This is a genomic window from Cohnella terricola (assembly GCF_007786475.1).
Lineage (GTDB): Bacteria > Bacillota > Bacilli > Paenibacillales > Paenibacillaceae > Cohnella > Cohnella terricola.
The window spans coordinates 387,921-406,404 of record NZ_VNJJ01000002.1 but is presented as its reverse complement, the minus strand read 5'-3'; the positions used below and the strand labels follow the sequence as shown (position 1 = coordinate 406,404).

Sequence of the window (18,484 nt, the reverse complement as noted above, 5' to 3'; positions counted from 1 at the left end):
CGATCGGATGATTGTCGGAATCGGGTTGGATGTCGTCGAGCGGGCGCGCATGAGCCGCATTTTGTCGGGAGAGGCTAGCCGGAGGTTCGTCGAACGGATTCTCACGCCCGGAGAGATCGCAATTGCGGATACATTGTCCCCGCGCCGTGCATTAGAGTTCGTATGCGGCAGATTCGCGGCCAAGGAGGCGGTCGTGAAGGCGATTGGCTGCGGGATTGGAGCCAAGGTCGGATTCAAGGATATCGAGATTCTCCCGGATGAGCTGGGGAAACCCATATGCAAGTTATCCCCGGCGTCTATCGGGCGTCTCGATTGGGAGAAACGTATATATAAGCTGCATGTCGCGATCACGCATGAACGTTCATTGGCTGCGGCAACCGCGATAATCGAAGAGGAATAGCATTTTAGCAGTCCGATTGGTTTCAAGGCCAACCGGACTGTTATTTATTGGGATTAAAATATACATATGGTAATTTACGTTTCCTGTTTCCACACGTATAATGGTACAATGTGAGCAGGAATAACAACATTTTTTATCCGGATAATGGGGCAGATAGATGATTACGAACTATATAACGATCCTGATGAGACACTTCGAGCAGATGAACATCGAAGTGGCGGCTGCCGCGGAGACGGAGCTGGAAACCTCCTCTGTGCGGGACCGCGACGATACATACGACTGCAATCGCTTTTTGTTCGTTAAAGAAGGCTCGGGCAAAATAATCGTGCAAGGCAAAGAGATTCCGATGAAGCAAGGGACGCTGATCATCCTGTTGTCCGGGATACCGCATCGAATCGAACTGAATCCGGATGAGAAGCTTACCCTGCAATGGTGCCATTTCCGAAGCAGTTACGAGGACCGGGATCTCTATCGCACCTTGCAGATTCCTTTCTTTATTCAATTGAATAACATTCAAGAGGCATCCGCCTTATTCGTTCGGTTGCGAGAGGAACTGGCTAGAGACGGTCTAACTTCAAGGCTGAAAATAAAGGCCGCGATGCTGGAACTGATCGGCATTTATCTGGACAACCTTTCGATCATCGAAAACAACGAGCCGTCAGACGATCTGCAGAAGATCGACATGGTGCTTAAATATATTGACGAACATCTGGGAGACAACATCACGGTCGAGAGTTTGGCCAGACAGGTGTACCTGCATCCGAATTATTTTATCGTTTTTTTCAAGGGCATATTGGGGTATTCCCCGATTCAATACGTGAATCAGCGGAGAATGGAAACCGCTAAAGGGCTGCTGCTCAAGCCCGATTGCAACGTATCCGCGGTTGCCGGCAAGGTGGGCATGCAGATCTACTATTTCTCCAGAATGTTCAAGGCACATACGGGACTTTCGCCAAGCCGATATCGTAAGCAGGCGGCGTCTTTCATCGCGTCTGCATCGGACGGAGAACAAGAGAATGAAGAGGAGCACGAAAGTTGAGCATAGAAGAAAACAAAAGCGATTTCGGTGCGGGTCTGCTGCGGTGGTACCGTCGCGTGCGGCGCGATTTGCCATGGAGAAGAAGCCGGGATCCGTATCATATCTGGGTATCGGAGATTATGCTGCAGCAGACAAGAGTGGATACGGTCATTCCTTATTTCAATCGATTCATGGATCGGTTTCCGACCGTGGGGCATCTGGCCGAGGCCCCGGAGGAAGACGTGTTGAAACATTGGGAAGGACTCGGGTACTATTCACGGGCGCGCAACTTGCAATCCGCCGCGCGCGAAGTCGTAGAAGAATACGGCGGAGTGATGCCGCGTACGAAACAAGAAGTGGCCGGCCTTAAAGGAGTAGGGCCGTATACGACGGGCGCGATTCTCAGCATCGCCTATAATCAGCCCGAGCCCGCGGTCGACGGCAACGTGATGCGGGTGCTGTCCCGGTATTTCTGCCTGGAGGACGATATCGCCCGTCCGGCTACCCGCATCGGTCTGGAAGAGCTGGCGAAGGAGCTCATTCCCGAAGGAGAAGCGGCCGATTTTAACCAAGCTCTTATGGAACTTGGGGCAATGGTCTGCACGCCGAAATCTCCCTCTTGCACGGAATGCCCCGTCGGGGAACTGTGCGCGGGGCGGCTTCAAGGGAAAGAACGCGAGCTGCCCGTCAAGACGAAGGCGAAGAAAGCAAGACCGGTATTTCGCTTCGCGGCGTTGATCGCCGGGACGGGATCACATGCTGGCAAAGTTCTTGTCCGGCAGCGGCCGGAGACCGGGCTGTTAGCCCGAATGTGGGAGCTTCCTCACATCGAGGTACCGGACGAAGAGGCATGGGACGAGCCGGCCGCCGGCATTCCTTTGTTGGAAGACGGATTGGCAGAGGATGGGGTTCGAATCAAGGCGACGGAGAGGATTGCCGGAGAGGCTCAGCATATTTTCACGCATCTCGTTTGGAATATCAAAGTGCTTGAAGCTGCCGCCCTCGACGAACAATACGTTGCCGATCGCACCGCGTATCGCTGGGTGGGAGCCGAAGAATTCGAAGATTACGCCTGGCCGAACGTCTTCAGGAAGCTATTAACGGAATATTTTATTCATCAGATTAAATAACTCGCCGCGAGAAACTTGACGAATCCTTCTAATCAAGCCACTATTAGGATGCCGATACATATCTCATGCAATCGAATTACGATTACATCAAGAGGAGGAAGTGGATTGATTCTCGTTGGCGAGCAAAGGTTAAAGCAACTGAAATACATTGGCATTAAGGAAGAGGATCTGGCCTTATTGAAGTCCAAACAATCCGAGTTCGCGAACATTACGAACATAGTCGTGGATGAGCTATACGCGAAAATCACGGAGCAGCCCGAACTTGTGAAGCTAATCGAATCGCATAGCACGATCGAAAGACTGAAGGAGACGCAACGTTGGTATTTCCAGTCGCTAACTACAGGAATCATCGACGAAGAATTTTTTAGTAAGCGGCTTTATATCGGCAAAGTGCATTCCAAGATCGGCTTAACTACGAATTGGTATTTGGGAACGTATATCCTTTATCTCGATATCGCGACGCGGCATCTCAAACGCGTCCTGCCGGAAGATTGGCTAAAGACGACCGAGGCGCTAAGCAAAATGTTCAATCTGGATTCCCAGATCGTGTTGGAAGCCTATGAGCAGGATGAGAAGGCCAAGATCGTGAAGCTGGTCGAGTCAAGGCAATACATGCTGACGAAAGTAAGCTCCGTCGTGCAAGAGCTTTCCTCGATGATGGTCGAATTAAGCGCGAGCAGCAATCTGGTCGCGACCAACGCTTCCCATACGGCGAGCGTTCAGGAAAATTCGCATGCAAAGGTCGGAGAACTGGCCACCAACATCGACCAGATCAACGAACTGGGATCGACGATGCGGGAGATTTCCGATCAGACGCATCTGATCGGCTTGAACGCCGCTCTGGAGGCGGCTCGCGCCGGAGAAGCCGGCCTTGGCTTTGAGGTCGTCGCGAACGAGATCCGCAAGCTGGCGACGAGCTCCAAGCAGTCTCTCGTAACGATACAGGAGAAGCTGAAGGAAATTCGCTCTGCGCTGGAGGAAGTCAAGCACGGCAGCGAGGAAACGGTACGTTTCTCCAGAGAACAGGCGGCAAGCTCGCAAGAGCTGTCCTCCTTCGTTCAAATGATCGATACCGTAACCGCGGACTTAAACAGTTTGTTGGAAGATGAAGCCGTTCATTAATTTATCGCAAACAAAAAAGCCCGTCCGTCGCGAGTGTCGCGATAGACGGGCTTACTAGTTGTTCAATTACTTCGCGGAATCATAGATCGCGCCGACAGCGTTCCAATCGGCCACGTTCCAGAATGCGCCGATGTAGTCAGGGCGTTTGTTTTGGTATTTCAGGTAGTAAGCGTGCTCCCATACGTCCAGACCGAGAAGCGGAGTGTCGCCTTCCATGATCGGGCTGTCTTGGTTAGGCAGGCTGTATACTTTCAGCTTGCCGTCTTTGCTGAGCGCCAGCCAGGCCCAACCGGAACCGAAGCGGGTCGTAGCTGCTGCAGCAAATGTTTCTTTGAATTTATCGAATCCGCCAAGCTCGCTGTCGATCGCCGCAGCCAACGCGCCGGAAGGTTGTCCGCCGCCGTTAGGGCTGATCGTTTTCCAGAACAAGCTATGGTTGGCGTGTCCGCCGCCATTGTTGCGAACTGCCGTGCGGATGCTTTCAGGTACGGCATTCAGGTCGGAGATCAGATCTTCGACACTTTTGCTTTCCAATTCAGGAGCGGATTTCAAAGCGTTGTTCAAGTTCGTCACGTATGCGTTGTGGTGACGTCCATGATGGATTTCCATCGTCGTTGCGTCGATATGCGGCTCAAGCGCATTAGTCGCATAAGGAAGTGTCGGTAATTCGTGTGCCATGGTTAAAACCTCCTGAAATTGTAGTTTCGATATGTAGCCTATGCTGCTTACGTTTCTTATTATCCATTATCCTTTCGATTAAATCAACATAAATGTATAAAAAGTCAAAACTCGTCCGCTTGTGACAAATTTGTGACAGATATAACTTTACTATTTTCCCCCGAAATTATCCGACTATACCCCAAATTCCGCCGAATATCGCGATTTTCCGTTATTTGTTGAAATTATTCCGATTGAATCGTCCAGTTTAAAGCGTTTTCATCTTGTTTTCTACACATTTTGCAAAAAAAATTTAGGTTTTTTTAAGAAAAGAACTAGAAATTCCGTTAAATTGTCGTAAAATTAAGAGACCGTTAACTGAATGTAAAACTTTAAAAGCCCGGAGGAAATGGCAGCATGCAGATTCGTTCTTTCCAATTGTCGGACTACAGATTGGTCGCGGAGCTTCTGGAGGAAGTTCTATCGGAAGAATGCTGCGAAGAGACGATGGGGGCTTTTGCCCGTCAATTGTCTTGGGACAGCGAACTGGTGCTAGTTGCGGAATCGGCCGGCAGAATCGCCGGAGTATTGATAGGCACGATCGATCACCACAAAGGCTACGTCTACCGCATCGCCGTTCGGAGTGAATTCAGGCGTCAGGGCGTGGGGCGGAATCTTGTCGCTTGCATGAAAACCCGTTTTCAACAACGCAAAGTGCTCAAGGTACTTGTCGCGGAGGACAAGCATAACGAGCTATTGCGGCCCTTCTACGATTCACTGGGGTTAAAACCCGTAGATTTCGTTCAGTTAACACAGCCGTTGTCGATTGTAGCGGGGTAAAAATCGATCTCGGACGGATATCGGGAGCATATCTTCAGAGCCATTGCTTTTGGCTGGGAGATATGCTTTTCTTATATTATCGAAACGATTTATTCGACTAGAGGAGAGATAAGCGCCATGACAGAAGGTACGGATACGGAGATTTCCGGAAGCAGAAGACGCTCGGCGCCTAAGGCTCAGAAAATGTCGAAAGAGGAAAGATCAGGTTTAAGCGGATGGCGCAAAGAACTGTGGGATTGGACCAAATCTTTGGTCGTAGCCGCCGTTATCGTGCTGTTGCTGAAGGCCTACGTGTTTCAATTGTCGACGGTGAAGAAAGTATCCATGGAACCAACGTTGCACGAGAACGAATGGTTGTTCGTGAATAAGATTGTTCTGAAGCTCGGCAGCCTCGACAGAGGCGACGTGGTGATTCTAAAAGATCCGTCCGATGGAACGGACCATAAAGAATATTTGGTGAAACGAATCGTCGGGGTTCCGGGCGACACGCTTGAGGTTCGCGACGGGGAGTTATATATTAACGGAGACCTGAAGGTAGAGCCCTATACGGACGTAAAGATCGAGGACGGGAATTTCGGTCCGACTAGGGTTACTCCTGGCCATTACTTCGTAATGGGCGATAATCGTCACCTCAAAGCAAGCAGGGACAGTCGGGCTTTTAAGGAAGTGCCTGCTGACATGATTAAGGGGAGGGCCGATCTGATCGTCTGGCCGATTACCCGATGGGCCAAACTATGAGCGAATAAATGATGGAAAACAATAAACAATTTTGGATAGAACTCAAGAACGACATGATCGATGCCGCTCCCAGATTTGGGATCGACCAGTTAAAGGTGACGACTGCGGAGCCGTTCACGGAATTAAAGGAAAGATTGATCCGGCATCGCGAGCGCGGGCATGAATCGGGATTCGAAGAGCCGGATCTCGATTTAAGGACGGAACCAACGCTTCATATGTCTGACGCGAAGTCGCTTATCGCGATCGCTGTCGCGTATCCGTCGAAAATGAAAAACGCTCCCGTATCCGAGCCGGGTAAACGGCGCGGTATTTTGTCGCGTTCCGCTTGGGGAGAGGATTATCATCAAGCGCTCCGGCGGCGAATAGCGAAGCTGTCCGAATGGATCATGGAACGCGTGCCCGATGCTAAGCTATTGTCGATGGTCGATACCGGCGCTTTGTCGGATCGCGCGGTCGCGGAGAGGGCAGGCATCGGCTGGAGCGGCAAAAATTGCTCGATTATTTCCCCTGAACTAGGGTCATGGATTTATCTGGGGGAGATTATCACGAACATGCCGCTTCCTCCGGATCAAGCTCTGCCCGACGGATGCGGGGACTGCACGCTATGTATCGACGCTTGCCCGACGGAGGCGCTTGTCGGTCCGGGCCAATTGAATTCGCAGCGCTGCATCTCTTTTATTACCCAAACCAAAGGGTTCGTGGACGACGAAATGAAACTCAAGATCGGGAACCGGTTGTACGGCTGCGATACGTGCCAGATCGTGTGCCCCGTGAACCGGAAGATCGATATCCGACGCCATCCCGAGCTTGAGCCCGATCCGGAGATCGTCAAACCGTTGCTCAGGCCACTGCTCAAGTTGGGAAACCGCGAATTCAAGGAAAAGTTCGGCACGAGCTCGGCGGCTTGGCGCGGTCGCAAGCCGATTCAACGCAACGCACTGATCGGTCTGGGGAATTTCCGCGACGCGGAGTCAGTCCCGGATATCGCGGATGTGCTGCGGGCCGATCCACGTCCCGAGCTTAGGGCGACGGCGGCTTGGGCGCTGGGACGGATCGGCAGCGAGGAAGCGATCGAGCGTCTGCAGGAAGCGCGTTCCGAGGAGAAAGACGTCGACGTACTGTCGGCAATCGATCGAGCATTGGACAAGCAACAAAAGGATTAGATTATTTCCGAGGAAATGAGATGGTTTTCAACTTCCGAGCATTAACTTCAGTTTCTTTTTTGCCGAAATATAGGTTAAAACATCTATGGGCGAAACAAAGATACAAGGGCAGGGGAGTCGAGAAGCATGAAATTAGTTGATATCGAAACGGTTGAACCTGGACAAATACTAGGTAGAACGATTTTTTCCTCGAACGGCGCGATACTGCTCTCGGTAGGCGTACATCTTACCGTATTTATGATCAGCACCTTAAAGAGAATCGGAGTTACAACGATCTATATCGACGATCCGAATTTTCGAGATATTCCCCATCAAGAAGTGCTGTCGGTCGAGACGAAACGTACAGTCATCTACAAAATGTCCGAGATGTTCGCGCAGCTTCGTTCCGGCAAAACGTTCAGTTCGAGAGCGATCGCGGATACGGTAGACGATTTGCTGGAGGACGTTCTGAGAAATCAAAATAACATGATCCACCTATCCGATATAAGGACGGCGGATAATGCGATGTTCCTTCACTCGATGAACGTCTGCATGATGGCGTCATTAATAGGTTTGAATATGGGCTTGAACATGGTTCAATTGAAGGAACTGGCGATCGGGGCATTGCTGCACGACATCGGGAAGATCGGGGCGCCTGAAGTTCAGGAAGGCCGCATGCATCATGCTTGGCGAGGTTTTGATCTGTTAAAGAACAAGCGGGAGTATAGTTTGTTGATCGCTCACGTCGCTTTCCAGCATCACGAAGCGGTCGATGGAAGCGGTGCTCCGAGAGGATTAAAGAATGAGGACATTCATCTATACGCCAAAATAACGGCTGTCGCGAATATCTATGACAACTTGATCTATCCTCAGGGGGACGAAGAGCCTCTGCTGCCTCACGAAGCGTGCGAACGGTTGAACGCGTACTCCGGAACGCTGTTGGACCATGAAATTCTCGTACAGTTTATGAGAATGGTCTCGACCTATCCGAACGGGATTTCCGTAAGGCTGTCCAATCGCGAGACCGGCGTTATCGTCAGACAACATCGGGGACTGCCGGGCAGACCTATCGTGCGCGCCATCGACAAAGACGGCAATGATGCGGTCAGCTATAGCGAGATTGACCTTGCGCAGAATCCGACGTTGTTCATCGAAGCCGTATTGTCGTAGCGCGAGTGCGGTTTCGCGAATGGACGGATTTTCGGGACTGCTTGCGAACGAAGGCCAAAAAAGTGCCCTGGTGAGCGGATAGACGGGTCGCGATTGCGCGTCCGGTATGGAATGAAGGTTTTCGTTTGCGCCCGAAGTTTCTCCATGCTATCATAGTACAACAGCCCTGCTCTGACGCAACAAGGCGTTCGCAGGGTTTTATTATGAATTTCGGAGGCGTTTGGCAAATGTGGTCCTATATTATTCCGATTGTGACGTTAATCGTCGGCATAATCGTTGGCTTTATTATCGGGGTATTCTATTTGCGTTCTCAGATGACGAAAATGCAAAACAACCCGGAAATGCTGCAAAAGATGGCGAAGCAAATGGGTTATAACATGAATAACCAGCAGATCGCCAAAGCTCAGCAAATGATGAAAAACCAAGGCTCCGGTCCCAAGCAGAACCAGGGCGGAAGCAATAGAAATAATCCTAAGTTTCGCAGATAGCAGGAGGTGTTATCGTGGCAGGAGCCAAAGATTACTCCAATTTGCAAGTCGGACATAATCGCGAGAAAGTCGAGCATCACGTTCGGGAAATTCTGAAGTTGATCGGCGAGGATGTCGAGAGAGAAGGACTTTTGGAAACGCCTGCCCGTGTAACCCGCATGTACGAGGAAATATTCGCGGGATACGCGGTCGATCCGAAAGACGTTCTCGGCGTTACCTTCGACGAGCAGCACGAAGAGCTCGTGATCGTTAAAGACATCGTGTATTACAGCCAATGTGAGCACCATATGGCGCCGTTTTTCGGAAAAGTGCATATTGGCTATATTCCAAGCGGCAAGATTGCCGGGCTTAGCAAATTTGCGCGCCTTGTGGAGGCGATCTCCCGTAGGCTACAAGTACAGGAACGGATCACCACGCAGATTGCGGACATTCTCGAGGAAGTATTGGATCCGCACGGCGTCATGGTCGTTGTCGAAGGCGAGCACTTATGCATGTGCGCGCGGGGCGTGAAGAAGCCGGGCAGCAAGACGGTCACTTCCGCCGTACGAGGACAATTCCGCCAAAACCCGGCTCTTCGATCGGAATTTCTGGATCTGATTAAAATCTAAGCACGTTTAACAGCAGTAACGCCCGCGATCCATTGCGGGCGTTTTTATTTGCGACCGTTCTCGGACAAGGGCAAATCACCATAAGAAGTAGACTAAAATGGTCATGACCGCCGTAATGATCTATCGATTATGATAAATAAAGCGCTTCATATCGATATTTTACTGGAGGAACCCACCATTATGGCAAGCAATTCCAAGATTCGCATCGGTTTAATCGGCGCCGGCAACATCGGCAATGTTCATTTGCAGGAATTCGGCAAGCTGAAAGAGGAGAGCGAGATTGTCGCGATTACGGATACCTATCTCCCGCTCGCCGAGCAAAGGGCTCAGCAGTACGGAATTCCCGTCGTATCCGCTTCGCCCGAAGAACTCATTCGCAGGGACGACTTGGATGCGATTATCGTTGCCGTGCCGAATAAGGCCCATGCGCCGTTAACGATTCTGGCACTTGAGCAAGGTAAGCACGTGCTCGTCGAGAAGCCGATGGGATTGGATTCGGCTGCGGCCAAAGACATCGTCAGAGCGCAGAAGCGTACGGGTAAAACCGTCATGGTCGCGCACCAAATGCGTTGGGAACCCCTGTCCTTGCAAGTAAAGGAGCAAGTCGAGCGAGGCGAGCTCGGCAAAATCTATACGGCCAAGACCGGATGGTATCGCCGCAAGGGAATCCCGGGCTGGGGAACCTGGTTCACTCAGCATAACCAATCCGGGGGCGGACCGCTGATCGATATCGGCGTTCACATGCTGGATTTGGCGTTTTTCCTTATGGGCGAGCCTAAGCCGGTATCGGTGTATGGCTCCACGTACGCGGAATTCGGTCCGAGGAAAAAAGGGATCGGAACATGGGGCAAGCCGGATTGGAACGGAATCTACGACGTGGAGGACTTGGCGACGGCGATCATTAAGATGGATGACGGCACCTCGCTCACGCTTGAGGTTAGTTGGGCGGTTCACATGGATACCGACAGCTCTCCGTTCCTGCATTTGATGGGTTCCGACGGCGGCGCGGTGCTTCGCGGCAACGAAGGCAAATTCCTGACCGAGCGCTTCAACCAGACGGTCGACGTTCCCCTGGCAGCTTCGGACGATGACGAAGGCGCGCGCGTTCGCTTGAGCCGCCATTTCCTGGACTGCATTCGGACAGGCAAGGCGCCGTGGACGTCCGCCGAAACCGGTCTGCGCAGCAACCTGATCATCGACGCCATCTATGAATCTTCCCGCACCGGCGGAGAAGTTAAGCTCGATTGGAGTTTGTAATACGCCAAATAAGGAGTATTCCCGATGAGGGAATGCTCCTTATTTTGTCTACCATCAACGAGTTGTTCGATTATTTGCGTGAGCACGTTAATAAGGGGTCCATTGCAGGGTACTTGCCTTAGCGAAACGGTCGGCGACGTAAGGCCAATTCACGACGTTCCACCAGTCTTTGATATAGGCCGCGCGATCGTTCTGGTGCTTGAGGTAATAGGCATGCTCCCATACGTCGAGAGGAAGCAGCGGAATCACGTCCCATTGCGACAGATTTTGATGCTTCTCCGCCGTCAGAATCTCGAGCCGATGGCTTCTAGGACTCCAGACAAGAATGGCCCACCCACCGCCTTCGACTTTAGCCGCAGCTTCGCTGAACTGCCGCTTGAATGCGTCGTAACTACCGAAGCTGCGATTGATTTCCTCAAATAGGGCTCCCGCAGGCTTTCCTCCGCCTTTAGGCGACATGACGTTCCAGAATATCGTGTGCAGATAGTGTCCCGCGCCATTAAACGCGAGTTCCCTCTCCCAATGCTTCACGAGATCGAAATCGCCGGATTTTCTAGCTTCCTGCAACTTCTTCTCCGCCGTGTTCAGTCCTTCGACATAGCTTAGATGATGCTTGTCATGATGGATACGCATCGTTTTTTCGTCGATATACGGTTCAAGGGCTTTATAAGAATAGGGGAGGGGCGGCAGCTGGTGTCCCCCAATAGGAACGGGATTACCCGAATGTGGAGCGTTAACTCCCGTAGGATTGGACCAAGTTCCTTCTTCCGAGTCTTGTCGAAGCACCGGGATGATCGCTCCGGCGATTTGGAGCCTTTCCATGATTCCGTCGATGAACAGAGGCTCGCGTTCCAGAAACGCGAATACGGCATGCGAGCCGTGCGCGCGAGAGAGCGGCAAGCTCATCCGTCGCAGCAACTGCAATTGACGACAAAACTCCCGCGATTGATTGATCGAGTTTTCAAGCAGCCCCGCGTAGAAGCCCTGTTCGTTTCCGGGTTCCGATGACGAACGTTCGGTCGCCACCCCGTTCTTGACCCGATCCGCATACGCCCGAGTTTGCGCGAATACATTTTCCCAATCGGTAAGCCACCGCGAATAGGCCGGTTCGAGCTCCGGAAGGGCCGATCGGATCGCGGCGGCATTTTCTTGCTCTTGTGCTTTCCATGTCGCGATTTCCTCCAGCAAGCGGAGGGGGACGATCGTTCCGTATACGGATTGAACAGACTGCATGACGCAAAACCTCCCCAACATCGTTTAGGCCGAAATAAACTTCGTACCCAACGTATGCATGGGGAGGTGGATTCATGACTATGCGTTATGGAGTCGGAGCTTGCGCGAGCAGATTAGGTTCGACTCGACTCGCCGCGACCTCCTGATGAACGCTCTCCAAGAAGGCCGTCGCGCGCTGCACATACTCTTCCGTATGCGTACGGTAGATCATTTCGTGAATGGCTCCCGGAACGACCCATAATTGGGACAGGGCGTTCGTCTGCACGCTCGCGATATTCTCCGCAAGGTACTCCGGAGCTTTGTCATCCGCAGTTCCATGAATCAGGAGAATCGGGAAATCATAGGCGGTTGCCTGAACTTCGGCCGAAGGGATTTGTTCCAACCGGGCGCCGCTCATCAACGGGAAAAAAAGACGGATTAGCGACAAGGTCGGATATTTCGGCAGCTGAACGAATCGGGCGATATTGTAGTAAAGCGTATTGTCATCGGCAAGAAAAGTGCTATCGAGAATCATGGCATCGGCGACCTTCGACTGCAAAGCGGATTGCAGGGCGGTTCCGGCTCCCATGGAGAACCCCCAGACGACCAGTTCGTCGCTGCCTTGCCGGCGCGCGAATTGGAGGGCTCCGAGGAGCTGCTGGGACTCGATTTTCCCGCCAGTAGCCGGCGTGGAGCGGGTTTTGCTGGCGAATCCGTAGTCGAACATCAGAACGTTATAATTCAAGCCGTGCAGCAGGTCGGCAAGATCGTACATCGGCACCCAGGGCTCTTCTCTGTTGGTCCCGTATCCGTGGCTGAGTACAACCGTGCGGCGGCTGTCGTAAGCGGGAATCCACCAACCGTCTACGGTCGTTTGTTCATCCGCGCTTGCGAAGGTGACATCGGAATAAGCGAGGTTTTTGGCAAGCAGCGGATTGGAACCGAGAGCCGCGACCGATGGATGGGAAAGAAAATAGGCGGCAAAAGCGTTAAAAGCGATAAACAGAGCGGTCAGAAGGCAGACGACGACGATCAATAGATTAAGCGCAAACCGGCCAAGGCGATGAATCTTTGCGCGTTTGGAGGCGCGGACGGGAATCGGAATCGCCGCGTCCGGTCCGGAGAATGGAAGAGGAGTCGACAAGGATGTCATCAGGGATCGCCTCGCTTTACGTGAACGCTCTGGAAGACTTGTAACACTATCGTAGAATGAGGGATTTATAGCGTCAATGAGCGTAGGCGACTTGTAAATTTGGTGTAATCAAATTGTAATAAAGCGCTTCCAATATTTACGAGGAACTCGGATTAGGTTATACTGAACGTAACAGGGTTTCATAGGGTGAAACGGGTTTGAAAGGGAGGGAGATCTCCATGGAAGAAGAAAAGAGAACGGTTCGCGCGGTAGAACGAGCGTTGGACGTGCTGTTATGTTTTGTTTCGGGCCATGAATGGGGGCTTACGGAGATTGCCGGACGTGTTGGTCTGCATAAGAGCACCGTGCATCGCTTGCTGGCGACGCTCGAAGATAAAGGATTCGTCATTCGCGACGCGGCGACGGAAAAATACCGTCTGGGGCTAAGCGTATTGGAGCTGTCCGCCAATCTGTCGCGCTCGGATGACCCGTCCGTCGTCCTGCTTCCAGAAATGGAACGGCTTCGGGACGAGCTTAATGAGACGGTGAGTCTGTATGTCAGGGATCGCGCGGAACGCGTAAGAATTCAAGCGGTGCAAAGCATGCAGGCTATTCGCCGGGTTGCGACCGTAGGCGCACGCCTGCCGTTATCCGTAGGAGCATCGAGCAAAGTGCTGCTGGCATTCGCGGAGCCCGGCGTTCGGGCGGCCGTCCTCTCGGATGCAGCTTGGCCGTCGAATCTGGAACGCGCCGCTTTTGGCAAACAACTGGACGATATCGTCGCGGCGGGATACGCGACGAGCTTCGAGGAACGGGAGCCGGGCGCTGCGGCGGTATCGGCGCCGATCTTCAATCGATCCGGCAAACTGGTCGCCGCGCTGTCCGTCTCGGGGCCGTCGAATCGGCTGACGCCGGACCGGATGCATGAATACGCGCCCGCGATTATCGAGTCCGCTCATCGCATGGGAACGATATTGGGATAATCGATAGCGGGGAAGGTAAGCCGAATGAACAGAGTATGGGGCAAACGGACGAAGACTGCAGTCGCTCTCGGAATGGTTTTGGCCATGCTGATGGGCTGTTTTGGTCTTAAACGCGTTTCGGCGGCCGGAGATGACGGCAAATGGATCGTGGACGTCGCTATTGGCAGTTTTCATAGCGTCGCATTGGCTAGAAACGGTACGGTCTGGGCATGGGGAAGCAACGGCATTGGGCAGTTAGGCTTGGGGCAGTCGGTGATGGATGCCAAATCTCCCGTTAAGGTCCCAGGCATCGACCGAGTGATCGCGATCGACGCCGGAAACTATCACACGGTCGCGCTGCGGGAAGATGGAACGGTATGGGTCTGGGGGAATAACGTCGAAGGAGAACTTGGCAATGGCACTTATACGTCCTTAAGCGAACCCGGCAGAGGTGGAGCGAGACAGACCGAGGATAACCGAAATGCCTATGTGCCCCAGATCGTACCCGGGTTAACCGATCAAATCGGCGTGAAAGCGACGGGCACAGGCGTTGTCGCGTGGGATAAGGATGGTTCGTTGTGGAGTTGGGGCGACTCCACAATCGCCATCGCTTACCCTGGCATGGACACGGAGCGAGAGATGAACAAGCTGAAGCCTCGCCGGAACGAGGAGATCAAACAAGTCGCGGCCGTCGAGGGAACAAGTTCGTCTCTGGCGGTGCTGGCGAAGGACGGAACCGTATGGACGCAAGGTTCGAGTGCATTCGGCCAATCCGGTAGCGGAGAGAGAAGCAACATCGTCTCTACGGTTCATGTTCCGAACCTGGAGAATGTCGTCCGTCTGGATTCGACCGGACGAACGACGATCGCATATCTGAAGGACGGGAAGACGTTAGAGTGGGGACAAGCCCTGTTGCAATCCAAAGGGTTTAACCCGACCGATCCGGCGGCAATCGATAAATTACCTGTGAATCTAAAGCCGACCGCGACTGGGGAACTGCAAGGTATCTCTATGATCGCAAGCACAATGTATAAGTATGTCGAGCCCTCTTATGCGGCGTTAAAACCGGATGGAACGGTATGGACCCATGGCGATAATGCGACCGGGCAGTTAGGCACGACAAGCTTGAAGGAACGTTATAGCTGGGGGAAAGTAGAGGGCTTGCCGTCTATTGCTAAGATCAAAGGCTACGGGGGGATCGCCGCGGCGGTCGGCAAAGACGGCAGTTTATGGATGTGGGGAAGAAACAATACCGCCCAACTGGGGGATGGGACGACCGCGAACCGGTTCGTACCGACGGCTATCGGTGGATTCGGAAGCGCGAAAACGGATCCGTTAAAACCGGCTAGCGGATACGGTCTAAAGATCAACGGCAAGTCGGCAGATTTACCTGCGGCAGCAGCCCCGAAGCCGCAAGGAAGCTCCTTCGTCATGCCGCTGACGCAAGCGGCGAAAGCGTTTGGCGCCAAACTGAGCTGGGACAAAAATCGGCAGACCGCCGAGATCGTACGCGGCAAGTCGAAGGTTGTTCTAAAGCTGAATGGCGCTGAAGGCACGGTAAACAGCAAAAGCGTCAAGCTTCCGATTCCGGCGAAACAACAGGGAAGCGATTGGCTCATCCCCGCAGACTGGCTCGCAAAGCAGTTTGGCGGCACGGTAAAGGTCGACACCTCGAAGCGGATACTGGCGGTGGATTTCAAGCCGTGAATGTCTCATCGTGAATAAACGGAAAAAAACGTTCCCGATTGCGGGAACGTTTTTTTATTATTTCGCATTCATACGCTCTTGGACGCGTTTGGGAGCCGTCGAAGATGCTTTGCTGCCGAGCAGCTTCCAGTACTGTTTGTAGTGCGCTTTGGCGGCCGTACGCTGCCCGAGAGTCCATTCGACGTCGGCGAGGTTGAGATAAGCGACGGTGCGGTCGGGGACCAGCTTGACGACGTTGTCGAGAATAAGCTTCGCTTTCTTGTTCTGGCCGTCCAGGGACAGGTAATACGCGTAGTCATTCAGAATGCCGACATAGACGGCTAGATTCAATCTTTGTTTCAGGTAATAGTCATCCGCGCTGCCCGCTATATCCTTTTTAACGAGCGTACCGTCCGTGTAATTCCAAGTGCCGAACGCTTCGGCGTATTGTTCGAGGCCGTACTCGAGGTACTTGAGCGCGGTTTTGACGTTTTTCTTCTGGGCCGCATTCTGAGCCATCTGGTGTGCGAGTTTTAACGTGGGCGCAGATAACGTGTACAGTTCAACGTATGAGCCCGGATAGAAAGGATCAACTTCGTTATAGAGCTTGATTAGGCCGTTGATATCCTTTGCTTTCAGGAGCTTGGCCTTCTCTTCGTAATACCTCGCCGTCGGATCGTCGTATTCGTGCGTGATGAAGTAGAAGCGGTCTCCGGCCCATTCGAGTTCAACCTCGGATTGGTAAGCGGAGAAGGGAGCCTGCGACCATACTGTGATGTAATTCTCGTTCGTGTAGAAATCGAGCTTCGCCAAGTTGAGAAACATATCTCCGTAGTCGCTGGCAGATGCGCGGTCCAGCAGCTTGATCTTGGATGCGTCGTCATTCGTGGCCACGAGCACGAGCTCGATCCAATCATAATTATAGACAAAAGCGATAAATTGGCGGGTATAACCTTTAGGATAGTTGCCCAGATCGACTTCGTAGAAGGAATCGACGGTCACGTCCTCGGCGTCTTCCTCGCTCATTTGCAGTTCGGCCGTCACGAAAGGCCCTATTTTCTTGTACAGGCTTTGCCCGTTCTTTAAAGACGATAGCGTCACCGGCTCGAAAGCCGTAACCTTATCCGCCGCGAACGCTGCCGGTACGGTTGGCGCGGAGCAGAGCGCGATAATCGCCACAAGCGCCGCCAATGTCCACTTTTTCCATTTACGCATGCGTTAGTCCCTCATTTTATGATCTAATAATGACTTGTCGACAAATGCTACCATCCTTTGCCAATGTTGTCAAAGCCCAAATTTTCGATCTAGAGGGGAGGGGCAGCGACTTCGTCCACTCATTGTCGCAAAAAGCGGCAATGGCGGGACGGGGCAAGCGAAGTGCCCTTTCATTGTCGCAAAAAGCGGCAATGGCGGGACGGAGCAAGCGAAATGCCCTTTCATTGTCGCAAAAAGCAGCAATGGCGGGACGGGACAAGCGAAGTGCCCTTTCATTGTCGCAAAAAGCGACAATGGCGGGACGGGGCAAGCGAAATGCCCTTTCATTGTCGCAAAAAGCGGCAATGGCGGGACGGGGCAAGCGAAATGCCCTTTCATTGTCGCAAAAAGCGGCAATGGCGGGGCGGGGCAAGCGGAGTGCCCTTTCATTGTCGCAAAAAGCGACAATGGCGGGACGGAGCAAGCGAATCACAAAAAGACCCGCTCGGGTAGGAAGCGAGAGCATCCTCCGGCGCGGGTCTGAGTATTAGATCATTGCGGCTTCGGTTCCAGACCTTTCAGAAAGTCGACCGCTTCCTCCAACGTGGATATTTTGACGAGCTTCGGCTTTAACTTCAGGTCCTTGACCGTTTTCTGAGCAAGCGTCCAGTTTGAATCGTTCCGTTCGTTATAAGGGACAAGGAAGTAGTCGGCTTTCTCTCTGTCCGCCGCCATCAACTTGTAGTTGATTCCTCCGATCAATCCGACTGTTCCGTCCGCGTCGATCGTTCCCGTTCCGGCGATCCGGTAGCCGCGAGTCAGATCCTCTCCGGTAAGCTGGGCAATAATCTCTAGCGTCATCATCAACCCCGCCGACGGACCGCCCGTGTCCTCGAAGTCGAACTTGACCGGATCGGGAGGAGTGACTTTCAGCACCGTTTCGTTCTGGAAGCCGATTCCGGTCCGATTGTCCGGAGCCATGGAGATTAGCGGAACGGTCGCCTCGAATTTCTCTTTTCCCCTCGTACCCGAGACGGTTACCTTATCTCCTGCTTTCTTGCCAGTTAAGTAAGAAGTGAGATCCTTAGCCTTCTTGATCTCCTTATCTTCGGCTTTCGTAATAATATCGCCTTCCTGTAAACCGCCTTCTCGCGCTTTCGACTCCGGCAATAGGGCATAGACGATAACGCCTTGTTCCTCGACGTCGATCGGCTTTTTCATCGCGTTATACGCGGCAAGCAAAGCATTTGCTTCCGAACTGTCGCGCATCCAGGCCAGCAGATTCCGGTAGGCGTTCAAATTGGTGGCGCCGCTTGTCGCTACTTGCTCGGACTTGACGTCCATTTTCGGATTAAGCTTGGCGTAAATAAGATTAAAAATATTCGGTTTCGAGTAAGTGGACACGGTCGTGAACAGCAATGCGCCTTTCTCATCAAGCTTGTGTCCGGTCTCCACCCGAGGATGGACAGGTTCGGCCGAGCCGGGCCCGTACAGCATGTATGGCCAAGGTTTCACGTAGGCGTATGCGAGAAGGATCACTAGGACGACGATCAGGAGGGGGAATCGGTTGCGCCGTATCCAGGGTTTGTTGTTCTTTTCCATCCGCATCCGGTTGTTTCCTCCAATTCTGCGTTATTCGCATGGGGTTGTAGAACTATTATAACGTATGAAGAGTCCCGGAAACAAAGCCGTTAAAATGACGCGGCGTGCAAAAACCCCCTTCATCCG

Annotated in this window: 18 protein-coding genes; 13 read left to right on the top strand and 5 right to left on the bottom strand. The window is 52.7% G+C overall.

Going from position 1 to position 18,484, the window contains the following annotated elements; translation table 11 throughout:
• Nucleotides 1-7: 7 nt before the first annotated feature.
• From acpS to FPZ45_RS04980, 4 genes are all read left to right on the top strand, one after another.
• Nucleotides 8-400: a holo-ACP synthase gene (acpS, locus tag FPZ45_RS04995; protein ID WP_144699027.1), complete on the top strand. Its 393-nt coding sequence runs from the start codon at nucleotides 8-10 to the stop codon at nucleotides 398-400.
• 157 nt (nucleotides 401-557) lie between these two features.
• Nucleotides 558-1,439: an AraC family transcriptional regulator gene (locus FPZ45_RS04990; RefSeq protein ID WP_144699026.1), complete on the top strand. Its 882-nt coding sequence runs from the start codon at nucleotides 558-560 to the stop codon at nucleotides 1,437-1,439.
• Nucleotides 1,436-2,548, top strand: coding sequence for an A/G-specific adenine glycosylase (gene mutY / locus FPZ45_RS04985; RefSeq protein ID WP_144699024.1), 1,113 nt, complete (start codon nucleotides 1,436-1,438; stop codon nucleotides 2,546-2,548). The genes FPZ45_RS04990 and mutY overlap by 4 nt, the downstream gene beginning before the upstream one ends.
• Before the next feature lie 105 nt (nucleotides 2,549-2,653).
• The gene (locus FPZ45_RS04980; protein WP_144699022.1) at nucleotides 2,654-3,670 is read left to right on the top strand and encodes a globin-coupled sensor protein; all 1,017 of its coding nucleotides are present in this window, start codon (nucleotides 2,654-2,656) and stop codon (nucleotides 3,668-3,670) included.
• Nucleotides 3,671-3,736: 66 nt separating this feature from the next.
• On the opposite strand, the gene FPZ45_RS04975 is transcribed toward FPZ45_RS04980, so the two are convergent.
• Nucleotides 3,737-4,348, bottom strand: coding sequence for a superoxide dismutase (locus tag FPZ45_RS04975; RefSeq protein WP_144699020.1), 612 nt, complete (start codon nucleotides 4,346-4,348; stop codon nucleotides 3,737-3,739).
• 396 nt (nucleotides 4,349-4,744) lie between these two features.
• Here FPZ45_RS04975 and FPZ45_RS04970 point away from each other — a divergent pair, with 396 nt between their 5' ends.
• From FPZ45_RS04970 to FPZ45_RS04940, 7 genes are all read left to right on the top strand, one after another.
• The gene (locus tag FPZ45_RS04970; protein ID WP_144699018.1) at nucleotides 4,745-5,167 is read left to right on the top strand and encodes a GNAT family N-acetyltransferase; all 423 of its coding nucleotides are present in this window, start codon (nucleotides 4,745-4,747) and stop codon (nucleotides 5,165-5,167) included.
• A gap of 117 nt (nucleotides 5,168-5,284) precedes the next feature.
• Nucleotides 5,285-5,905, top strand: coding sequence for a signal peptidase I (gene lepB / locus FPZ45_RS04965; protein ID WP_246120323.1), 621 nt, complete (start codon nucleotides 5,285-5,287; stop codon nucleotides 5,903-5,905).
• Between the two features lie 8 nt (nucleotides 5,906-5,913).
• Complete coding sequence (queG, locus tag FPZ45_RS04960) at nucleotides 5,914-7,068, top strand: tRNA epoxyqueuosine(34) reductase QueG (RefSeq protein ID WP_144699016.1); 1,155 nt, start codon at nucleotides 5,914-5,916, stop codon at nucleotides 7,066-7,068.
• 126 nt (nucleotides 7,069-7,194) lie between these two features.
• Complete coding sequence (locus tag FPZ45_RS04955; protein WP_144699014.1) at nucleotides 7,195-8,217, top strand: HD-GYP domain-containing protein; 1,023 nt, start codon at nucleotides 7,195-7,197, stop codon at nucleotides 8,215-8,217.
• A 227-nt stretch (nucleotides 8,218-8,444) separates the two neighbouring features.
• Entirely contained in the window at nucleotides 8,445-8,705 is a 261-nt protein-coding gene (locus FPZ45_RS04950) for a YneF family protein (protein WP_144699012.1), read from the top strand.
• Nucleotides 8,706-8,719: 14 nt separating this feature from the next.
• Entirely contained in the window at nucleotides 8,720-9,313 is a 594-nt protein-coding gene (gene folE / locus FPZ45_RS04945) for a GTP cyclohydrolase I FolE (RefSeq protein WP_144699010.1), read from the top strand.
• A 180-nt stretch (nucleotides 9,314-9,493) separates the two neighbouring features.
• Nucleotides 9,494-10,570 carry a Gfo/Idh/MocA family protein gene (locus FPZ45_RS04940; protein WP_144699008.1) on the top strand — a complete coding sequence of 359 codons (1,077 nt, stop codon included), beginning with the start codon at nucleotides 9,494-9,496 and terminating at the stop codon, nucleotides 10,568-10,570.
• Between the two features lie 87 nt (nucleotides 10,571-10,657).
• Here FPZ45_RS04940 and FPZ45_RS04935 read toward each other — a convergent pair whose 3' ends face one another.
• Together FPZ45_RS04935 and FPZ45_RS04930 are read right to left on the bottom strand one after the other, a co-directional pair.
• A complete protein-coding gene (locus FPZ45_RS04935) occupies nucleotides 10,658-11,803 on the bottom strand; it encodes a superoxide dismutase (protein WP_144699006.1) in 1,146 nt (381 codons plus the stop codon).
• A gap of 85 nt (nucleotides 11,804-11,888) precedes the next feature.
• Nucleotides 11,889-12,935, bottom strand: a complete 1,047-nt coding sequence (locus tag FPZ45_RS04930) for an alpha/beta hydrolase (RefSeq protein WP_144699004.1) — start codon at nucleotides 12,933-12,935, stop codon at nucleotides 11,889-11,891.
• Nucleotides 12,936-13,153: 218 nt separating this feature from the next.
• Between FPZ45_RS04930 and FPZ45_RS04925 the strand changes: the two genes are divergently transcribed.
• Nucleotides 13,154-13,897 (top strand): IclR family transcriptional regulator, encoded by a 744-nt coding sequence (locus FPZ45_RS04925; RefSeq protein ID WP_144699002.1) that lies wholly within the window; start codon nucleotides 13,154-13,156, stop codon nucleotides 13,895-13,897.
• A gap of 24 nt (nucleotides 13,898-13,921) precedes the next feature.
• Nucleotides 13,922-15,583, top strand: a complete 1,662-nt coding sequence (locus tag FPZ45_RS04920) for a stalk domain-containing protein (RefSeq protein WP_144699000.1) — start codon at nucleotides 13,922-13,924, stop codon at nucleotides 15,581-15,583.
• Nucleotides 15,584-15,640: 57 nt separating this feature from the next.
• Here FPZ45_RS04920 and FPZ45_RS04915 read toward each other — a convergent pair whose 3' ends face one another.
• Together FPZ45_RS04915 and FPZ45_RS04910 are read right to left on the bottom strand one after the other, a co-directional pair.
• Nucleotides 15,641-16,777: a hypothetical protein gene (locus FPZ45_RS04915; RefSeq protein ID WP_144698998.1), complete on the bottom strand. Its 1,137-nt coding sequence runs from the start codon at nucleotides 16,775-16,777 to the stop codon at nucleotides 15,641-15,643.
• A 531-nt stretch (nucleotides 16,778-17,308) separates the two neighbouring features.
• Nucleotides 17,309-18,364 (bottom strand): YlbL family protein, encoded by a 1,056-nt coding sequence (locus FPZ45_RS04910; RefSeq protein ID WP_144698996.1) that lies wholly within the window; start codon nucleotides 18,362-18,364, stop codon nucleotides 17,309-17,311.
• Between the last annotated feature and the right edge of the window lie 120 nt (nucleotides 18,365-18,484).